Source organism: Phycisphaera sp. (assembly GCA_025916675.1).
In the GTDB taxonomy this organism is placed as follows: Bacteria; Planctomycetota; Phycisphaerae; order Phycisphaerales; family UBA1924; genus JAHCJI01.
On the sequence record CP098402.1, the window covers coordinates 2,351,941 to 2,371,585 of the forward strand.

Sequence of the window (19,645 nt, forward strand, 5' to 3'; positions counted from 1 at the left end):
GGTTGGTGTCGGGTGTGGGTGGAAGTGGTTGAAACAGATGGTGTTCTGGCTCCATCCGAGCCCCAGCCACTAGCCGGGGATCTCCTTAGGACCGGGCGCCAAAGACCCGCTCGCTTGCGCTCGGGGCTCGGCCGGAGCCGTCGTCTACTCGACCACCCGCCATTCCTTCCCCTCCCGCTCCACACGCCGGTACAGCGTGTCGCGCTCGACGGGCGTGAAGCCGGCCTCGCGGATGGCGCGTTGGAGGTCGAGGCTGGTCGTCTCCTGGTGCGTGCTGGCGCCGCCGACCTTGGTGATGTCGTACCACACGACAGTGCCGTCGATGTCGTCGGCGCCGGCCTCAAGCATCAACTGGGCCATGCTCAGGGTCTGCATGATCCAGAACGCTTTGACATGCGGGAAGTTGTCGAGCATCAGGCGGGCGATGGCGATGGTGCGCAGGTTCTCCAGACCGGTCGGGCCGTAGAGGTGCTCCATCTCGCTGCCGTCGGGGAAGAAGGGCAGGGGCGTGATGGTCTGGAAGTAGCCGGCCTTGCCTGCGGCCATGGCGGGCGTGGGCTTGGGTGTGCCCTCACGTGAGAGCGTGATGACCGGCGCGGTGACGTTGGCGGTCGCGGGAAGGCCGGGCTCGATGAAGCCGTCTTCGCCCGTGTAGCCCAACCGCTCGAGCGCCTGATCCTGCGCGCGGCGGAGGATCTCCATGTGCACCAGCCGCTCACGGCGCTGATCGATATGGCCGTAGAGGATGGTCGCGTTGGTGTTCAGGCCAAGCTCGTGCGCAACCAGATGCACGTCGAGCCACTCGTCGCTGCGGATCTTGCCCTTGTACGCCTCGTCGTGCACGCGGTCGTCAAAGACCTCGGCCCCGCCGCCGGGCAGGGAGTCGAGGCCCGCGGCCTTGAGCTCGCTGAGCACCCAGCGGATGCCGGCTTGGCGGTCGTCGCGCTTGTACTTCTTCGCAATCTTCGCAAGATGCACGATCTCGACGGCGGTCAGTGCCTTGATGTGCAGGGTGGGCGCGGCCTCCTTGATGGTCCGCATCATCTCGGTGTAATAGTCCCACGGCAGGTAGGGGTGCAGCCCGCCGACGATGTGCATCTCGGTGGCGCCGCTCTCGATGGCACCCTTGGCCTGATCACGGATGTAGTCCATGTCGCGCGTGTACGCGCCGTCGTCGCCCTTCTTGCGGTAGAACTCGCAGAACTTGCAGCTCAGCGCGCAGACGTTGCTGTAGTTCATGTGGCGGTTGATGTTGTAGTAGGCCGCATCGCCGTGGATGCGGCGGCGGACGAAGTCGGCCAGCGCGAGCACGCCCCAGACGTCGTCGGTGGCGTACAGCACCTCGCCGTCGTCGAGCGAGAGACGCTGCCCCGCTTCGACCTTCGATCGGATGGCCTCCAAGCGAGGATCGGACAGGGAAGCCGTGGTCGGGATGGGCAGTGGTGCGATCGACATGCTCAAATCATAGCAATCGGCGATCAAGTTTCAAAAATTCCTGAAAATACAAAATACCAACCCGTCCGACGTTATCAGGACTTCGATTTGGAAGTGGATCGCCCCGTTTCCGAGTACATTAGCAGCATGACGTTCTGGCTCTGGGTCATCCTGGCGTTCATTGGCGGCATCGCCGTCGCGGCTGTAGTATGGCCCAGGCTTGCCCGCATCATCCGATCGACCCCACCCGCCGACTTGCCCGAACAACTCGCCCCTGGCTGGCACGCCTGCTGCACGCGGTGCGGCCGGACCCGGACGCTCGCCAGCGTCGGGGGCATCCGGCTGGGCGGCAACCGGTCGGCGGTTAAGGCAACCCTCGGCTGGTGCCGGGGATGCAAGGGCTTGCGACTGGTCCGGATAGTTCATCAAGATCGGCTCGAAGCAAACCCTTAAGCCGAGCCAGGCATGTTCAGGGCCGCTGAGACCACGGTTCGAGTTGCCCGACCACATGCCAGGACGCCCTCCGATCGATGGCTTCCAGCACGCCTTGGCTGATCTCCTGGTCGGTCAGCCACCGAGAGCGGCCGGCATCGACGACGAAGCCCAAGACCACCCGCCGGTACGCCACGCCGGGCACGCTGGCGATCTCGTCGTCGCCCGGTGCCCGCCCCGCGGCGCTGCCTTGCACGTGGTAGAAGTCCACGGAATCGGCGAGCCCGGTCACCAGCGAGGCCAGTTGCTGGGGCGCTTCCGGGGCCGTCGAGTGGACCCACGCGACGACCACATCAACCGGCAGCACGCTCCGCACGGCGTCTGCGAACGCCTTCGCATCGGTGTAATCGGCTCTGAGCGGCGTCACGCCGGGCAGGCTTGCGAGCGCATCGAGCCTCGTTGGGCCCCGGGCCAACACGGCCACCTGCCAGCCTCGGGCCGCCAGGGCCTCGACCACGCCGGCGAGCATGCCCGTGCCGCCGACCACGAGCGCTCTGTTATTGTCCCCGGGGGTGGAATGGTCTTGGGCGTTCATCGAAAGACAATACGGTGCGCCGATCCGGCCGATGGCTGGTATGCTGTCCCCAGTCCGCACGCCGATCACCCTTGCCGGGAGCCCTCGCCATGGAACACGACCCTGCCCCGCCACCGGCCGTGCCGGCTCATGCACCGCCCACGCTGCCGACCGCCCCGCTGGCCGCCCACCGATCAAGTTGGCCGAAGGTGCTGGGCATCCTGTGCTGCGTGTTCGCGGGTGTCGGGCTGCTGATGCGGCTGTTCCAGACCGCCGGCGTGTTCGCGATGCAGCATCTGCCGATCGATGAGTGGATGAAGCCGCCGGCCCACCTGACCGGAGCGCTGATCGCGTTGTCGATCGCCGGATTCCTTATCACGGTGATCCACTTGGCCCTTGGCATCCAACTGTTGCGACGCCGGCCGAGCGCGATGGCTCTGGCGATCGCGTTCCTCGTGATCGTGGTCGTGCTGCACATCCCCAATTCGATCGTGCAGTGGCAGGTGCAGCAAGCGCAGATGCAAGGCATGCAGCAGCAGATGGCCCAGCAGTCCCAGGGCGGCGCGCCGCCACCGGCGATGCCCGTGCTCGGGTCGGGCTTCGGGCTGGCCATGGGGGTCATCGGCGGGCTGTTTGCCATCGCGTGGCCAACATTCCTGATCATCTGGCTGGTCTTGCCCGGTCACCGGCGCGAGCTCCGCGAGGAGGCTCGCATCAACCCATGAAGTGCCCCGGCTGCGAGTACGAGTTGTGGAACCTCAAGGCCGGCCCCTGCCCCGAGTGCGGACGGCCGTTCAAGCCCAGCGAGTTCGACTTCCTGGCCAACGCCGTCAAGTTCTGCTGCCCGCACTGCTCGCAAGCCTACTACGGCACGGGCGAGAAGGGTGAGCTCGAGCCAAGCGAATTCGATTGCGTGTCGTGCGGCGGGCACGTCACCATCGACGACATGCTGCTTCTGCCGGCCGACGCGCTGGGCAAGCGCGAGCCCACGCGATCGACCAACCCCTGGCTCGACCCGCACCGAAAGCGCCGCTGGTTCGGCGCGATCGCCGCGGGCATCGGCCAGCCGGGACGGATGCTCGAGGCGACACCAGTCTTCGGCACCACGGGCAAGGCGGTGGTCTTCGCGTCGCTGAACTTCTTCATGGCCGGGCTGCTGGGCATCGTAATGGGCGTCCTGCTCATGATCGCCAGCGGGGGCTCGGGCGTTGGGGTGCTGGCCTTCATGCTGATTTCCGGCGTGCTCGTGCCCGCGCTGTACATGTTCCTGTGGGCGGCGGTCACCCACGGCGTGCTGAAGCTGTTCCGCCAGTCCACGCCCGACGGCATGGGGCGGACGCTCCAGGCCATCGCGTTCACCAGCGGCGCGTGGATGTTCGCGCTCATCCCGTGCATGGGCTGGTTCCTGGGGTTTGTCGCCTGGACGGCGTGCGCCCCCGCGGCGGTGCGGGCGGCGCACAAGTGCCGGCTGGGTTCGGCCATCGTGGCCACGCTCGTGCTCCCGGTGATCACCGCCGCCACGGGCATCGGGCTGTACGCGTGGATGATCTTCGGAACCATGGGTGGCCTGGGTACCACCAGTTCATATTACAGCCCCGTGCCCCCGCCCGGTTGGGCACAGGGCACCGGGCTCGACCCTGACGTCGTCGCCCTCGTCGACGAGTTGAGGTACGGCGTGAATTACGGGTCTCCCCCTCTCCACGGCGCAGGCCTCATGGACCCGGCGATGGGCATCACGCATCGCGCTTTCTCGGAGCCCTCGACCCCTGACGTGACCATCGGCTCGCACACCGCCAGCACCCTCGAAGCCATGCGACCGCGCGATCGCGAGGCGGCGCTGGCGGCCATTACATCAAGTTGGCCGGCCGACGTAACCGCCCATCGCGTAGGTCGGCTGATCTTCACCCACCACGGCATCAAGCCGGGCGACGATCCGGGCCTGACACTGCTCATCGTCATGCCCGCGACGCCGGGCGGCGATTGGCACTCGATCCACATGACCGGCTGGCAGTCGAGTTCGATGCTACCGATGTACAGGATCGGCATGGAAAACACGAGCCGCGTGGCCGCCGGCCTGCCGCCCCTGCCCGACCTGAACACCATGACCAGCGGCACCGGCCCGTGGACGGCCGCGGACGGCGTCCCGCCGCCACCGCCGCCACCCTGACTCCAAATGGCAGCCTGCCAGATCGGCACCGGGTTGCCAGGGCCTGCATCCCGACACCCCTCTCGCGGCGTTTCAGGGCCGTTGGGCCGCATGATTTCCGTTGGCATCGCCCTTGCAACACCTCTGAGTACGGAAGGCCGCGGGGCCGGCCGGCCGGTCTTGTAAGGAGGGCCACAACCATGTCAAAAATCATCGGAATCGACCTGGGCACGACCAACTCGGTCGTGGCCGTCATGGAAGGCAGCGAGGCCAAGGTGCTCATCAACGCCTCGGGCAACCGCACGACCCCCTCGGTCGTCGCGTTCACCGACAAGGGCGAGCGCCTGGTGGGCCAGCAGGCCAAGCACCAGCAGGTGACCAACCCCAAGAACACCGTCTACTCGATCAAGCGCTTCATGGGCCGCCGCCATAAGGAGGTCGCCAGCGAAGAGAAGAACGTGCCCTACGAGGTCACCGGCGGGCCCGACGAGTTCGTGAACGTCACCGTGCGGGGCGAGAGCTACACGCCCCAGCAGATCAGCGCGTTCATCCTCCAGGAACTCAAAAAGGTCGCCGAGGACTACCTGGGCGAGGAGGTTACCGAGGCGGTCATCACCGTCCCGGCCTACTTCAACGACAGCCAGCGGCAGGCGACCAAGGACGCCGGCGAGATCGCGGGCCTGACCGTCAAGCGCATCATCAACGAGCCCACCGCCGCCGCGCTGGCGTACGGCCTCGACCGCAAGAAGAGCGAGAAGGTCGCCGTCTTCGACCTTGGTGGTGGTACGTTCGACATCTCCATCCTCGACGTCGCCGACGGCGTGTTCGAGGTCTTGAGCACCAACGGCGACACCCACCTGGGCGGCGACGACTGGGATCAGCGCCTCATCAACTACCTGGCCGACGAGTTCAAGCGGCAGGAGGGCGTCGACGTCCGCGACGACGCCATGGCTCTGCAACGCCTGAAGGAAGCCGCCGAGAAGGCCAAGGTCGAGCTCTCGACCATGCAGGAGACCTCAATCAACCTGCCGTTCATCACGGCGACCGATACCGGCCCCAAGCACCTGCAGATCTCGCTGACGCGCAGCAAGTTCGAGAGCCTGTGCGAGGACCTGTACAAGCGGCTCCGCGAGCCCTGCCTGGCGGCCATCAAGGACTCGAAGCTCGACGCGAGCAAGATCGACGAGATCGTGCTGGTCGGCGGCAGCACCCGCATGCCCAAGGTGCAGGCCATCGCCAAGGAGATCTTCGGCAAGGAGCCCAACAAGACCGTGAACCCCGACGAGGTGGTGGCCGTGGGCGCCGCCGTCCAGGGCGGCGTGCTCAAGGGCGACGTGAAGGACGTGCTGCTGCTGGACGTCACGCCCCTTTCGCTGGGTGTCGAGACCATGGGCGGCGTGATGACCCCGCTCATCGAGCGCAACACGACCATCCCCACCAAGAAGAGCGAGACCTTCTCGACGGCCACCGACAACCAGCCCAGCGTGACCATCAAGGTCTCTCAAGGTGAACGCAAGATGGCCAGCGACAACCGATTGCTGGGCCAGTTCGACCTCGAGGGCATCCCGCCCTCACCCCGCGGCATGCCGCAGATCGAGGTCGAGTTCAACATCGACGCCAACGGCATCTTGCAGGTCACCGCGACCGAGAAGAAGACCGGCAAGAGCGCGGACATCAAGATCACCAACTCGGGCGGCCTGTCCGAGGAGGAGATCGATAAGATGAAGCGTGACGCCGAGGTCCACGCCGAAGAGGACGAGAAGCGTCGCAAGGTGGTCGAAGCCAAGAACCGCGGCGACAGCATGCTGCACCAGACCCGCAGCGCGCTCGACGAGCACGGCGACAAGGTCAGCGGCGACGTCCGCAGCAGCATCGAGAGCGCCCTGTCGAATCTTGAGAGCAAGCTCAAGGAGGACGACATCGCCGCCATCGAGGCCGCGACCAAGGAGCTCGAGACCGCCAGCATGGAGCTGGGCAAGGCCGTGTACGAGGCCCAGGCCGCCGCCGGTGGCGGCGACGGTGCCGCCAGCCAGGCCGAGCCCAAGGATGCCGCCGAGAACGACGACGACGTGATCGACGCGGAGTTCAAGGTGAAGGACGAGGACAAGTAGGTCTCGCCAGTCCAAGCCTTTCAAGAACACGAACGCCGAGCGCTGGCTTGCCAACGCTCGGCGTTTTCAATCGAATCGATTTCTTTGATGATCGGCAAGGATCAGACGCACCCCGCATCGAACGCGTTCTGGAACGCCAGGAAGTCGAAGATCGTGAAGGCGCCATCGCCGTCAAAGTCGGCCGCCGGGTCCATCGCGTCGAAGGCGTTCTGGAAGGCGAGGAAGTCGAAGATGGTGAGGGCGCCGTCGCCGTCGAGGTCGGCGGGGCAGGCGGGCGCCTCGCACGACCAGCGCGCGATCGCGCTCGACGCGACACCGCCGGCAACCCGGAACCGTCCGCCCGCATAGACGGCCGCACGGCCTCCTTCGACAACGCTGACGATCGCGTCGACCTGCGTGCTCACACCGACGCCCTTCGGACCTTCGAGGGGCGACCAGTCCTGGCCGTCCCACCGCGCGATGCGATTGACCGTCCGACCTCCGGCCCCGCTGAACGAGCCGCCCGCATACAACGCCGGCCCATTCGAATCGACCAACGCCTCGAGCGTCTCGATGCGGCCGCGGACGCCGATGCCCCCGGGCGCGACCAGCGGCGTCCATTGCACGCCGTCCCACCGCGCGATGCGGTCGACCTCCACCCCGCCCGCCGTGTCGAAGAGGCCGCCAACATACAACGCGGGGCCGGAGCCATCGTCGTACACCGCGAGCCCCCAGGCCTCCCGTGAAAGCCCCTCGCCCATCGGGCCGGCGACCGCCGACCATGCCGATCCATCCCAACGCGCGATGGAACTCGCCGGGACGCCGCCCGCCTGCGTGAAGTTGCCAGCCACGTACAGCGCCGGGCCGTTCCCATCATCGAAGACAGCGAGCGACCTGATCTGGCCGTCGACGCCCACACCGGCGGGGCCGGCCAGGGGCACGTACTGCGCACCGTCCCACTTCGCGATCCGGTTGACAACCGCGCCATCCGCCTCGGTGAACCCACCCGCGAGATAGAGGGCCGGGCCCGTTCCATCATCGAAGCCGGCCAGCGCGCTGATGCTGCCGCCGGTGGCGCCCCCACCGCCGGGGCCGAGCAATGGCTGCCAACGCAGGCCCTCGCGGCGCGCGAGCGTGCCAACGTCCAAACCGCTCGGGGTACGGAACGTACCGGCCAGATACAGGGCGTCGCCGGCCCCATCATCAAACTCATGCATCACCCGCGCCGACCACACACGCGCATCGCCCTCGGTGACCGGCTCGACCCATCGCTCGCCGGTCCACCGCGCCCAGATGCTCCGGATCTCTCCGGATGGCTCGAACGCGCCGGCCGCCGCGTACAACACGTCCACGCCGCCCTCGTTCGACACCAGAAGGTCCGACACGCTGTTGAGCCCATTGCCCACGATCGGCAGGAAGCTCTCCCACCCCGCCCCCGGACGCAACCGCGCGGCCCGCAGGGCGCCAATCGTGTCGATCTGCTCGAAGTCGCCGCCCACGAAGAGGGCCGGCCCGTCGCCGCCATCCCATGCCGCCAGGGCGTACACACGGCCGTCGAAATCCGAACGGACGTCACCGGGCGGCGCCGACCACTGCGCCCCGTCCCAACGCGCCACATCGGCGAAGACGCCGCCGGCCGAGAAGAACTGGCCGCCGGCGTACAGGTGCTCGCCCTGGCCATCGTCGAAGGTGGCCAGCGCGAACACGGCGTTGGTCGTGCCCGTGCCGCTGGGACCATCGAGCGTCTCCCAGTCGGCGCCATCCCATCGGACGATGTAGTTCGCCGTGGCCCCGCGTTCGAACTCCCGGAAGAAGCCGCCCACGTACAGCGCATCGCCCCGGCCGTCGTCATAGATCTCCAGGTCGTAGACGGTGCCATCCACGCCCGTGCCGCCGGCCGTCCCGCCGCCTGGGGTGCGCAGGCCGCGCCACGCGGTTCCGTCCCATCGGGCGAGGTTGTTGGCCAGCTCGCCATCGACGGTCTCGAACAGGCCGCCCGCGTAGAGCGATGGTCCCGAGCCGTCGTCGAAGGTCCCGATGGTCTGGATGCTGCCCGAGGTGCCACTGGGCCGCGCGAAGCCCGAGCCGCCCGCGGGCATGACCATGGACCAATCGCCGCCGTCCCATCGCGCTACGCCGTAGGGCGCGCCGCCGGCCGCGCTCAGCCGCGTGCTGGCAAAGAGCGCTGCCCCCGAGCCATCATCCCCGGCGTGCAGGGCGTCGACGCCCGATCGAGCGGACGCCCCCGAAGCCCCCTGCACGGCGGACCACGCCGAGCCGTCCCACCGTGCGAGGTACTCGGCGGGGACCCCGCCGGCGGTTCGGAACTCTCCGCCCACGTACAGCGCCGGACCAGCCCCGTCGTCGTACACGGCCATGGACCACACGATCCGGTCGACGCCCACGCCATCGGACCCCTCCAGCCCCGCCCACCGCGTGCCGTCCCAGACCGCCACGTGGTTGACCACCTCGCAGCCCGCCGTCACGAAATCGCCCCCGACGTAGAGCTTCTCGCCTGTGCCGTCGTCGAAGGCGACGGCGGCGCGCACGTCCCAATCCAGGCCTTCCACGCAGAAGACGCCCTCGGCCCAGGTGGGCACGCACGACTGGGCGAACGCGGTCTCGCCGACGGCCAGGAACAGGGTCAGGCTCTGGGTCACGATCGCAAGCATCACGCGGGCGAGCGGGCGGGATATCGGGCGTGCGCGTTCTGATCGAATCGTCATGGCGTGTCCTCGCGGGGTCTGTTCGGATGCTCGTGGGTGTCCAACGGGCAGCATACCAGAAAGGCCGGCTTTTGCAAAGGGATTTTGGTGGGCGCGGGCGGATCAGAGCCAGGGTCTCCGGCCCCGAGTCGGACCGTGCCACCTTCATTGGGCCTCGAAGTACGACAGGCCGATCACCGGCGGCTGGTCCATCTCCAACCGGCGCCAGTTGACGAACGCCGCGCCGTCCACCATCGCGCGGAACATCTCGGGTGACCGACGCGACCACGCGGCGGCGTGATCGATGTGCAGCGTGAGGACCTCAGGCGGCTCCACGTGGACGGTTGTCATGCCATCGGCGGGCTCGTCCAGGCTGGTCAGGCAATCGATCCATGCGGCCATGTTGCGTCCGTAGAAGCCCGGGAACCCCAGCAGTTCGGCGAACACGTTGTGGAACGAGTTCCAGTCGGTGATGCGGTCGGCATCGAGTCGGAGCACCATCGCCGCCGTTCCTCCCCGCCCCAGACAACCAGGGCGAGCGTCGCTTCCCGATCGGACCCCATCGGTGGCGCCCAGGGGGACAATGTACCCCACGAGCGACGCCAGAACGAGTGCGAGGGCGTCTGGCCCAGACGGCCGGGACCGCCCGAGGGCCACGACGAGAGCCCCAAAACCCCCATCCCACGCCCGAAGAGCCCCTCCCCGTACATCCTGAACCGGTCCCAACGCGTCCTGGCCCCCTGGAAACGCTGTCCCGACCCCCGGGACAGCGTTCCCGACCTCCGAGGACGCGTCCGGCCGCCCCAAGAACGCGTCCGCACCCCCCATCGACGCGTCCGCGCGGGCCGGCGACGCATTCTCGCGCTCGCTCGGCGCATCCGCTCAAGCCGGCCCCGGATCGTGCCGACCATGGAACAGGCCGCCCGCATCGGGCCGGGCGGCGGTCGGGTGTCACCGTGCGGCGGAGCTTCGGCAATGGCCAGGCGGGCGAAGAAGGGCGAGGCGGCGTTCCTCTTGCAATGCCGCATGCTGGCCGATCGCTGGAACGCCATCGACCCCGCGGACATCGGCATGACGCCACAGACCGTGGGGGCCTTCGACGAGAAGCAGGCCGGGGCCCGTGACGCCGCCCAGGCGGTGCGGCGGGCCCAAGCGGCGCTCGACGCGGCGATGCACGACAAGCGCACCGCGGTCGCGGAGCTGCGCGCGAGCTTCGGCGCCGCGACGGGCACCATCGACGCCTACGCCAAGACCACTGGTGACCCCGATGTGTACGCCACCGCTCTCATCGCGCCGCCCGAGAAGCCCGGCGCGCGGCCCGCCCCGCCCACGCCGCAGCTCGAGCGCGTGCGCACGCTGGCGTACGGCCCCATCGAGCTGCGCTTCACGCCCTGCGGCGAGCGCGTCTTCTACGACATCCAGCGGAGCGTGGTCCCGCTCGAAGGGCCGCGGACGCCCTGGGAGCACGTCACCAGCACGGGCCACCAGCGCGTGCGCGACCGCAGGGTGCCGCGGGGCGTCGCCACCGTGCTCTACCGCGTGCGGGCGCACCGGACCTCGGGCCGCGCGAGCGCCTGGAGCAACCCGGTCACCGTCGAGTTTGGCTGCCGGGCGGGCGAGGGGATCGGTGCGGTGCCGATGCCCCGCGCGTCGTCGGGACGCGGGGCGGCATAAAGCCGCGTCCACGCCGAAACGCCCACCATCGCCATCCCGTATCCTCACGCGGCGGCACGGCCTGCCGGAGGAGAGACCATGCGTACGAATCTCACAAGCCGCCCGGCGGCGGCCCTGATCGGTCTCAATCTGCTTCTGGGGTCCGCCACCCCGCCCGCCGCGGCCCAGGACACCCGCAGCGCCCTGTGCCAGGCGGGGGCCTACGTCGAAGCGATCCTCGTCCCACCCACGCCCGTTGCCGAGCTCGTCCGCGACGGCCGGTACCTGCTCGCGCCCGGCGAGGACTGGCGCGTCATCGACGCCAGCGACCCGACCGACCTGCGGCTGGTCGCCAACCTCGACCTGCCCTGGCCGTACAAGGGCGCGAGTGTCGTCGGCCAGACGGCGTGGTCCTACCACGACCGGCTCGTCGTTTCGATCGACCTGACCGACCCGACCAGCCCCGCCGAGATCGCCGAGCACCGCACCACCGCCCGCATCACCAACCTAGCCCAGGCCGCCCCCTCGGGGAGCACCGCCGCGGCCGTGCTGGCGGTGGCCTCCGACCAGCAGCGCGTGGAGCTGTACGACGCCACCGACCCGACCGCGCTGCCGCTGCTGGGCGACGTTGAGCTGCCCGGCGCGTTCCTGCTCGCCGCGGCCGGCGACCTGCTGCACGTCCTGACCACCGACGGCGTGCTCGAGATCCTAAATATCGCCGATCCGACTGGCCCGCGACCGCTCGCCTCGCTGCCGTTCGGGGCGCAAGCGCGCACCATCGAGGTGCACGGCACCACCGTGTACATCGGCTGTGACGACCCGGGCCTGCTGGTGGTCGACGCGAGCGATCCAACAAGCCCGGAGATCGTCGGCACGCTCGACGCACCCGACTGCCGCTCGATCGTGCGGCGCGGCGGCACGCTGCTGATCGAGTCGGCCGAGCCCGGCCAGTTGCCCGACGGCCGCCGCGCGCTGCGCGTGCTCGACGCGGGCGACCCGGCCGACCTGCGCACGCTCCGCGCGTACACCTCGGCCGGCTCGGGCGGCCCGGTGCTGATCGGCCAGTACGCCGTCCTGACCGGCCGCGGGCTGGCCACCCTTGATCTCTCCGACTCGGGGGTCGGCTCGGAGCGCTCGATCGCCACGACCACGCGCGGGCCGGTGGCGCGCACGCTGGTCGCCTCGGGCTCGTACCTCTACGCCAGCGTGACCGGCGACCCCCCGGGCATCCTGGTGGTCGACGCGACCGATCCCGCCGCCGCCGAGTTCGTGCGCGACATACCTATGGACGACGCGGCGGGCGCGATGGCCGCCGACGACGACACGCTCGCGCTCGGCCTGCCCGACCGCCTGGAGCTGTGGAGCCTGGCCGACCGCGCCAACCCGGTGCTCGCCTCGTCGCTGATGACCGGCGACGAGGTCACCGCCTTCGCAATCGACGGCGACCGGCTGTATGCGGCGGTCCGATGCACGGGCCGCATCGCGATCCTGGACATCGCCGACCCCGCCGCCCCTCGCGTGCTGGGCCAGGTCATCGACCCGGGCTGCCCCGAAGTCATGGCCGCCTCGGGCGACCTGCTGGCCATGCACACGCGGACCGACCGCGAGATCGTCGTCTTCGACGTCTCGAACCCCGCCACGCCCATTGAGCTGGCTCGGTACCCCACCGCCGCCGTGGCCGGGGGCATGGTGCTGTCGGGCGACCTGCTCTACGCGGTCGTGCAGTTGCAGATCGACGTCATCGACCTCTCCGATCCCACCGCACCGGTGGTCATCGGCCAGAGCGAGATGCTGACCGCCAACGACCACCTGCTGTCGCGCCGCGGCGACGTGCTGATCAGCCACGACCGGCTCGACCGCCGCCTGCAGTTCTGGTCCATCGCCGACCCCGCCCAGCCGGTCTACGCCGGCGCGATCCACCAGCCCAACACCGTCGGCGTGGCCTGGATCGGCGATGGGGCTGGTGGCGGCGAGGGCGACACGTTCGCCCTGCTCGAAACGACGTTCCACGAGACGGTCCGGCTCCACGACTTCTCGCCGTGCGTGCGCTGCCCGGCCGACCTGGGCGGCGACGGCCGGCTGAACGTCTTCGACTTCCTCGAATTCATCAACCGTTTCAACCGCGGCGACCCGAGCGCCGACTACGACGACAGCGGCGACGCAAACCTGAACGACTACCTTCGATACCAGACGTTGTTCGATCAGGGCTGCCTGTAGGTCGGCGGCCCATCACCCATCTCGCAGCGAGAGGCCGAGCCCCTCGAACACGACACGAAGCTCGATCCCCGTCGAGAACAGGAAGCGATGCTCGAAGGCCCCCTCGGCCAGGTGCGCTTCCCAGTAGCCCAGGTCGCCGTAGCCGGTGGGGCCGGGCAGGGCGGGGGCGTCGCTCTGCGTGCTGTGGAAGGAGCGCACGCCGGTGTAGCCAAGCGTGAACCGGCGGGCGCCGCCGCTCCCATCATCGCCGTCGAGCACCAGCGTGAGCGTGTGTGCCGCCGCGTCAATGCCCAGCGAGACGAGCCGGGCGTCGTGGATCGACACGCCTTCGTCCGGCTCACCCTCCAGCCGCAGCACGTCGGCCGGCAAGCGGTCGCGAATCGTGTCGAGGTGGGCTCGGTAGGCGTTGGAGGCATCGTTGGGGTTTGGGCCATTCGGGTTCTGCCCGCCCCACCACCAGCCGAAGGTGAAGAACTTCAAGACCCATCTCCGAGCAGCCGCCGCCTCAGCTCGTCGGTGAGGTCGAACCCCGCCGCGTCATCCGTGTAGCAACTCCCATCGTCGCAGGCCCATACCAGCCGCGTGCCATCGGGCGAGAGCCTCAGGGCCCAGACGTACTCGCCCTTGGACCGGTAGCCCAGTTCCTCGGCGTTCGAGCGGACCAGCGCCGCCCGGTCGGTGGGCTGACGCTGCAACTCCTCGGCGATCACGCGCGTGAGCATCTCCAAGAAGCCCTCGGGCGACGTGGTCGACGGAGCTTGATTCGCCCGATGCTGCGCCCGCGCGAATGCGGGCGGATAGCGACGCACCGACTCGAGCAGGGCCGACAGCTCGGCGTCGGCGGCGAACGGACGCAGGGGTTCGGGATCTTCGCACGAGACATCGACCACCGCGATGGCGTGGCGCAGCGAGAACATGACGAGGAAGCCATCGTCCTCGTTCGGCAATTGGGGCCACCAGACGTCCTGGACGTAGTGGATCCATGGAACGACGACGTGCATGCGAGAAGTGTACGGAGTGAGCCGGCTCATACTCACACCCCACAACACCCAACACGCCCAGCTTCACCCACCTGGGCGTCCGAAAGCCGGGAAGGTTCTCCAACACTGCGTTCCAGGCTTCGGACGGGACCCGATGGGCCCCTCGGGGACGGCGCAGCCGGGATGGCCACGCCCTCTCTCTCCCGATCGTGCGCGGGCGGCGTTGAGCGACGCGGCCCGCGGATCGTCCGGATCCTCTTCGGTTCGCGCAGCCACGACCCACCAACACAACATCAGAATCGCGCACAAGGTTACCTAACTTCCGCACTGCGCGGCCCAGTTTGTCCAAACCCGGCCGGTACACTTGGCCCGATGCCATCGCCCAACCCCGAACCTGCTCTTTCGGCCACCCCCCGCCGACACGACCTCGACGCCCTGCGCGCCATGGCCATGCTGCTGGGCATCGTCCTCCACGCCGCCCTCAGCTTCTTTGATACGCCAATCTGGCCGGTGCAAGACCGCAGCCGCGCGCCGGCGCTCGGCCTGGTCGTCATGGCCATCCACGGCTTCCGCATGCCGCTGTTCTTCCTGCTCAGCGGCTACTTCACCGCCATGCTGGCCCAGCGCCGTGGGCTGGCTGGCCTGCTCTCGCACCGTGCGAAGCGCATCGCGCTGCCGCTGGCGGTCGGCATGGTCACCGTCGTGCCGCTGGTGTGGGGCGTGTCGATCTGGGCCCAGTCGAGCGCCACGACGCCCACGAGCAAGACCGCAGAGGGCGCACCCGCCACTGATCTGGACATCTGGACCGCCGCCGCTGTCGGCAACATCGACGCCCTGCGCCGCCACCACGAGGACGGCTCCGATCCCAACGCGCTCGACCCGACCTATCGCATGAACCCGCTGGCCTGGGCGGTCGTCGGCGACCAGCCCGACGCGGTGACCCACTTACTCGAAGCCGGGGCCGACCCCGCCGCGGCGTACGGCGACGGCAACACGCCGCTGCATACCGCCTGCTTCTTCGGCAGGGCCGACGCGGCAAAACGGCTCATCGACGCCGGCGCCCCCGTTAACGTGCGCAGCCCGGCAGGCGAGACCCCCGCCGACACGATGCGCCACGGCAAGGGCACGACCGACTTCATCGCCGGCCTGCTGCGCATCTCGGTCGACTTCGAGCAGGTCCAGGCCGGCCGCGAGGAGATCCGGGCGATCCTGGCCGCGGGCCCGACGCCCGTCGACACCAGCCCGCCGCCAAACCAACTGATCCGCCTCGTGAAGGGCCTGCTGTTCGACTTCCCGGTGTTCCACCACCTGTGGTTCTTGTGGTTCCTGTGCTGGCTCGTGCCGGGGTATGCGCTTGTGGCCCTCTTGATTCGGCCATTCAAGGGCATCCGCCTGCCACGCGCGATCACCGTCTTCGCGTCTCCGCCCGCTTGCCTGCTCTGGCTCGTGCCGCTCACGATGCTCGCCCAGTGGCCCATGAACGCCGGCGGCACGCAGGTCGGCTTCGGCCCGGATACCTCGGCCGGGCTGCTGCCCATCCCCCGCGTGCTGGCGTACTACGCGATCTTCTTTGGCGCCGGCGCCATGCTCTACACCGCGCGCGGCGCGACCGCCCGCCTCGGCCGGGGCTGGTGGCTCACGCTCCCCCTGGCCATCGCCGTGCTCGTGCCAGCGATGTCGCTGTGCCTGAAGACCCCCTGGCCGCCGGCGCTCGCCCAGGCCCTGGCCGGGCACGCGACGACCGTCCACGTCCTGGCGGTCGCTGGCCAATCGCTCTACGCATGGCTCATGATCTTCGGCCTCATCGGCCTGCTCGAGTGCGCCCTCAGCCGGGAACGGGTCGGCGTGACCGGGGGCGTGCGTTACCTGTCCGACGCGTCCTACTGGCTCTACGTCGCCCACCTGCCGCTCATCATCGCCGCCCAGATCCTGGTGCGCAACCTCGACCTGCCCGCGGCGGTCAAGCTGCCACTCATCGTGCTCATCACGACCGGAGTGCTGCTCGCGAGCTACCAGCTCATGGTGCGATACACGGCGATCGGGCGGATGCTGAACGGGCCGCGGACGCGTCGCACGGGGCCATAGCCGCGTGCATCGATCGGCTATCGACCACCCTCGACCCGAACCCCACACCCAAGCAGGGCATCCCGCACCGCCCCCGCCATCGCCAGCGCTCCCGGCGTGTCCCCATGCACGCACAGCGTGTCGAACCGCCCGCTCTGCACGAGCCGCACCGCCTGCTCGGCGGCTTCCTGCGCATCGGCCAGCACCGCGCCGGGCTGGTCCCGGGGGATAAGCGCACCATCGGCGTACCCACGATCCGCGAACCCCTCGCGCGCCACGCGCAGGTCCATCTCCGACCACTGCCCGAATCCGGCCGTGTCTGGCAAACCAAAGAACACCAGGTCCGCGAACGGATCGCCCGTGACCTCGGCAACGGCATCGAGGCACCCGCGCGCCACGGCCTCGGCCGCCTCCGCGTCCGCCATCGCCCGGTGGTACAACGCCCCGTGCGGCTTGGCGTGCGAGAGCGAGAGCCCCGTCTCCGCCGCCACGCGCGCCAATCGCGCGACCTGCTCGCGGCACAACGCGTAGATGGCGCTGGAGTCCAGCCCCAGTTCGCGCCGCCCGAATCCCTCGACATCCGCGTACCCCGGATGGGCCCCGAGCCCCGCACCCCGGTCGGCCGCCCGCCTCAGCACGCCGCGCATCAACTCGGGCGACCCCGCGTGCCCGCCGCAGGCGATGTTGACCGACGACACCACGCCGAGCAATTCGAGATCGCTCTCGAGCAGCTCATCAAGCTCGCCCGCGTCGGCGTTCAGGTCAATCGCGGGTCCAAGCAGGCTCGCATCGTCCATGCTGTCACTGTACGGGAGCGATCGCGGCATCGAGAGTCAAACGCTGCTGCACGAGCAGTTCGCGTGCGTCCTCCCGTCCCACAACTTCGAATCTCACCCACTGCCCGGGCACCAACTGCCCCACCGCCGGCAGGTCGGCAGCGATGACCGTGCCCACGGTCGCGTAGCCGCCGGTCGTCGGTCCATCGGGACCCAGGATCACCAGTTCGCCCGACGACGGTGCCTGGATGGTGCCGTGCATGACGCCCCGGCTGGGCCCGGTCTCGACGGCGTTCCCCTCGCCGGCGCGATCGAGGCGTATACCGACACGATCACCCTTCGGCGACACCCTCAACAGCCCGGCGGGCGGCTCGGCTTCGGCACCGTCGGCAACCACCCGCAGCACACGACTCCTCGAAGCCAGCTCCAACATCGCGCGGACGTGCGAGGGAAGAGCGCTGGGCCCGCGCATCGCACCGCCAATCGGCAACTCATCACCAGCCCCGAGCGACCGGCCTTGCAGCCCTCCAAATCCGGCGCTCGCGAGTGTCGACCGCGAATCCAGCACCATCGGCACATCCAAGCCACCCGCGACCGCGAGATACGCCCGGCACAAGCCATCATCTGGGCCAAACTCGATCGACGCACCGGCTTCAAGTTCGATTGCCTCGAACGCCCGGCCCCCGGATGAGCAGACGACCGCGATGGATCGCATCGCCTCGACCCTCATCCGCCCCATCGCCAATTCGACGCCGGCCGCTCCATCGGCATTGCCCACGACCCGATTCGCTACACGCAACGAAAGTGGGTCAGCCGCGCCACTTGTCGGCACCCCCTCGTGCGCGTGTCCGAGCCGGCCCAGATCCTGCACGCTCGCCACGCCGCTGATCTCAACCACGCGGAGGCTCATGCGTCGAACTCGCGGGCCGTAATCGACCTGAACCGCACGACGTCTCCCGCGCGCAAGAGGGCGGGCTCCTCGCGTTCCACGCCGAACATGACCGCCTTCGTGCGCCCGATGATGCGCCACCCGCCGGGGCCGGGCAGCCCGTACACGCCGCTGTACGGGCCCGCCACCCCCACACTCCCGGCCTCCAACCGCGTGCGTGGCGACGCCAGCCTCGGCACGTGCAATCGCTCGGGCAAGCCCGTGAGGTACCCAAACCCGGGCGCGAACCCGAGGAATGCCACCGTGAACTCCGTCGAGGTGTGCGCCTCGACAACCTCGTGCTCGGCCATCTCCGAGAGCCTGGCAACTTCCGCAAGATCCATCGCGTGCGGCGGCTCGTAGCACACCGCGATCTCATGCACCCGGGGCTCGGGTGCAGGACGACCCTCAACACCTTTCAACTTCTGGGCGAGCTTGTCCGGCGTGACATCCCCCAACGGATCGACCGTCAGGTACACCGCCCCTTCGGTCGGCACCACGTCACGGATCCCCGAGACGCCCCGCAACACTCCGGCGGCCGCGTGCGCGGGCATCGGACCGGACACGCGCAGGCTGCGCTCGCTCGTCCATTGGATGTCGAAATCCCCTGGCCCGGCCATGACCAAGAGTAGTAGCTCCGATCACTGTGCCGTGGCGACCGCAGGCAGATAAGTAGGCCGTGTGTCGGCTCGCAGGGCGGCGGGGATCACGCGCCGGCGGAGCCGCTCGCGTTTACCCTTCTTGGTCGAGAGCTGGCCGTACTGCCTCATCCGCTCGACCACGGCCTTGCCGTCCAGCAGGCGGATCGACCCGTCGAAATCTTCGACCAGGGCGGTGCAGCTCTCGACCCAGTCTCCGCAGTTGTAGTACATCATGCCCTCGTGCCTGGCGTCGGGGCGGATCTCGGCCTTGTGGATGTGCCCGCACACCACGCCGTCGAAGCCCTTGCGCTTGGCCTCGTCGGTCAGGGCGTCCTCGAACTTGCTAATGTAGGTGCAGGCGCTCTTGACCTTGAGCTTCAGGAACTGGCTCAGGCTCCAGTAATTGAGGCCCAGCAGCTTGCGCACGCGGTTGTAGTGCCGGTTGAGCCGCAGCAGCAGCTCGTAGCTGGCCGACCCCAGCATCGAAAGCGTCTTGGCGTGCTTGACCACCATGTCGAACTGGTCGCCGTGGCTGATGTACAACCGTCGCCCGTCGGCGGTCAGGTGCTCGGCGTCGAGCATCAACTCGACCCCACCAAAGTTCAGCCCGGCGTACTGCCGCGCCCCCTCGTCGTGGTTGCCCGGGATGTACACCACCCGCGTGCCCTTGCGCGCCATCTTCAGGATTCGGCCAATGACGCGGTTGTGCTTGCCCGGCCAGTACCACTTGCTCTTCAGGCGCCACATGTCGATGACGTCGCCCACGAGATACAGCGTCTCGCAGCGCACGCACTTGAGAAAGGCGCTGAGCTCCTTGGCCTGGCAGCCGTTGCTGCCCAGATGCAGGTCGCTTAGGAAGATGGTGCGGTACCGGAGGTCGAGGCGTTCGGTCCCGGTCACCGGGTCGCGTACCACCGCCGGCTCGGTCCAGACCGCCCCGGCGGGATTGGCCCCGGGCGGAGTTCCAATGTCACAAGTGTCTCGCGGTTCCTCCATGCAGTATTC

The 19,645-nt window shown here is 68.8% G+C and carries 17 protein-coding genes; 7 read left to right on the forward strand and 10 right to left on the reverse strand.

Going from position 1 to position 19,645, the window contains the following annotated elements; genetic code table 11:
- Window positions 1–144: 144 nt before the first annotated feature.
- Entirely contained in the window at window positions 145–1,455 is a 1,311-nt protein-coding gene (locus NCW75_10080) for a radical SAM protein (GenBank protein ID UYV11644.1), read from the reverse strand.
- 126 nt (window positions 1,456–1,581) lie between these two features.
- On the opposite strand from NCW75_10080, the gene NCW75_10085 reads away from it, so the two are divergent.
- Window positions 1,582–1,887, forward strand: coding sequence for a hypothetical protein (locus tag NCW75_10085; protein ID UYV11645.1), 306 nt, complete (start codon window positions 1,582–1,584; stop codon window positions 1,885–1,887).
- 16 nt (window positions 1,888–1,903) lie between these two features.
- Here the strand turns inward: NCW75_10085 and NCW75_10090 are convergent, their stop codons facing one another.
- Window positions 1,904–2,461: an NAD(P)H-binding protein gene (locus tag NCW75_10090; GenBank protein ID UYV11646.1), complete on the reverse strand. Its 558-nt coding sequence runs from the start codon at window positions 2,459–2,461 to the stop codon at window positions 1,904–1,906.
- Between the two features lie 89 nt (window positions 2,462–2,550).
- On the opposite strand from NCW75_10090, the gene NCW75_10095 reads away from it, so the two are divergent.
- The 3 genes from NCW75_10095 (at window position 2,551) to dnaK (ending at window position 6,697) form a co-directional block, all read left to right on the forward strand.
- Complete coding sequence (locus tag NCW75_10095) at window positions 2,551–3,165, forward strand: hypothetical protein (protein ID UYV11647.1); 615 nt, start codon at window positions 2,551–2,553, stop codon at window positions 3,163–3,165.
- On the forward strand, window positions 3,162–4,607 hold the full coding sequence (locus tag NCW75_10100) for a hypothetical protein (protein UYV11648.1): 1,446 nt from the start codon (window positions 3,162–3,164) through the stop codon (window positions 4,605–4,607). The genes NCW75_10095 and NCW75_10100 overlap by 4 nt, the downstream gene beginning before the upstream one ends.
- Window positions 4,608–4,786: 179 nt before the next feature.
- On the forward strand, window positions 4,787–6,697 hold the full coding sequence (gene dnaK, locus NCW75_10105; GenBank protein ID UYV11649.1) for a molecular chaperone DnaK: 1,911 nt from the start codon (window positions 4,787–4,789) through the stop codon (window positions 6,695–6,697).
- 101 nt (window positions 6,698–6,798) lie between these two features.
- Here dnaK and NCW75_10110 read toward each other — a convergent pair whose 3' ends face one another.
- Together NCW75_10110 and NCW75_10115 are read right to left on the reverse strand one after the other, a co-directional pair.
- The gene (locus NCW75_10110) at window positions 6,799–9,402 is read right to left on the reverse strand and encodes a hypothetical protein (GenBank protein ID UYV11650.1); all 2,604 of its coding nucleotides are present in this window, start codon (window positions 9,400–9,402) and stop codon (window positions 6,799–6,801) included.
- Window positions 9,403–9,546: 144 nt separating this feature from the next.
- Window positions 9,547–9,882, reverse strand: a complete 336-nt coding sequence (locus tag NCW75_10115) for a barstar family protein (protein ID UYV11651.1) — start codon at window positions 9,880–9,882, stop codon at window positions 9,547–9,549.
- 408 nt (window positions 9,883–10,290) lie between these two features.
- Here NCW75_10115 and NCW75_10120 point away from each other — a divergent pair, with 408 nt between their 5' ends.
- Both NCW75_10120 and NCW75_10125 read left to right on the forward strand, forming a co-directional pair.
- Window positions 10,291–11,055, forward strand: a complete 765-nt coding sequence (locus NCW75_10120; GenBank protein ID UYV11652.1) for a hypothetical protein — start codon at window positions 10,291–10,293, stop codon at window positions 11,053–11,055.
- Between the two features lie 78 nt (window positions 11,056–11,133).
- Window positions 11,134–13,251 (forward strand): hypothetical protein, encoded by a 2,118-nt coding sequence (locus NCW75_10125; GenBank protein ID UYV11653.1) that lies wholly within the window; start codon window positions 11,134–11,136, stop codon window positions 13,249–13,251.
- A 12-nt stretch (window positions 13,252–13,263) separates the two neighbouring features.
- On the opposite strand, the gene NCW75_10130 is transcribed toward NCW75_10125, so the two are convergent.
- Together NCW75_10130 and NCW75_10135 are read right to left on the reverse strand one after the other, a co-directional pair.
- Window positions 13,264–13,731, reverse strand: coding sequence for a DUF4085 domain-containing protein (locus tag NCW75_10130; GenBank protein ID UYV11654.1), 468 nt, complete (start codon window positions 13,729–13,731; stop codon window positions 13,264–13,266).
- Window positions 13,728–14,252 carry a hypothetical protein gene (locus tag NCW75_10135; GenBank protein UYV11655.1) on the reverse strand — a complete coding sequence of 175 codons (525 nt, stop codon included), beginning with the start codon at window positions 14,250–14,252 and terminating at the stop codon, window positions 13,728–13,730. The genes NCW75_10130 and NCW75_10135 overlap by 4 nt, the downstream gene beginning before the upstream one ends.
- 351 nt (window positions 14,253–14,603) lie before the next feature.
- Between NCW75_10135 and NCW75_10140 the strand changes: the two genes are divergently transcribed.
- Complete coding sequence (locus NCW75_10140; protein UYV11656.1) at window positions 14,604–16,316, forward strand: acyltransferase family protein; 1,713 nt, start codon at window positions 14,604–14,606, stop codon at window positions 16,314–16,316.
- Window positions 16,317–16,333: 17 nt separating this feature from the next.
- Here NCW75_10140 and NCW75_10145 read toward each other — a convergent pair whose 3' ends face one another.
- From NCW75_10145 to NCW75_10160, 4 genes are read right to left on the reverse strand one after another with little or no spacing between them, the layout of a single operon-like run.
- Entirely contained in the window at window positions 16,334–17,092 is a 759-nt protein-coding gene (locus NCW75_10145) for a LamB/YcsF family protein (protein UYV11657.1), read from the reverse strand.
- 4 nt (window positions 17,093–17,096) lie between these two features.
- Complete coding sequence (locus NCW75_10150) at window positions 17,097–17,981, reverse strand: biotin-dependent carboxyltransferase family protein (GenBank protein UYV11658.1); 885 nt, start codon at window positions 17,979–17,981, stop codon at window positions 17,097–17,099.
- Entirely contained in the window at window positions 17,978–18,619 is a 642-nt protein-coding gene (gene pxpB / locus NCW75_10155; GenBank protein ID UYV11659.1) for a 5-oxoprolinase subunit PxpB, read from the reverse strand. The genes NCW75_10150 and pxpB overlap by 4 nt, the downstream gene beginning before the upstream one ends.
- 21 nt (window positions 18,620–18,640) lie before the next feature.
- On the reverse strand, window positions 18,641–19,636 hold the full coding sequence (locus NCW75_10160; protein UYV11660.1) for a UDP-2,3-diacylglucosamine diphosphatase: 996 nt from the start codon (window positions 19,634–19,636) through the stop codon (window positions 18,641–18,643).
- Between the last annotated feature and the right edge of the window lie 9 nt (window positions 19,637–19,645).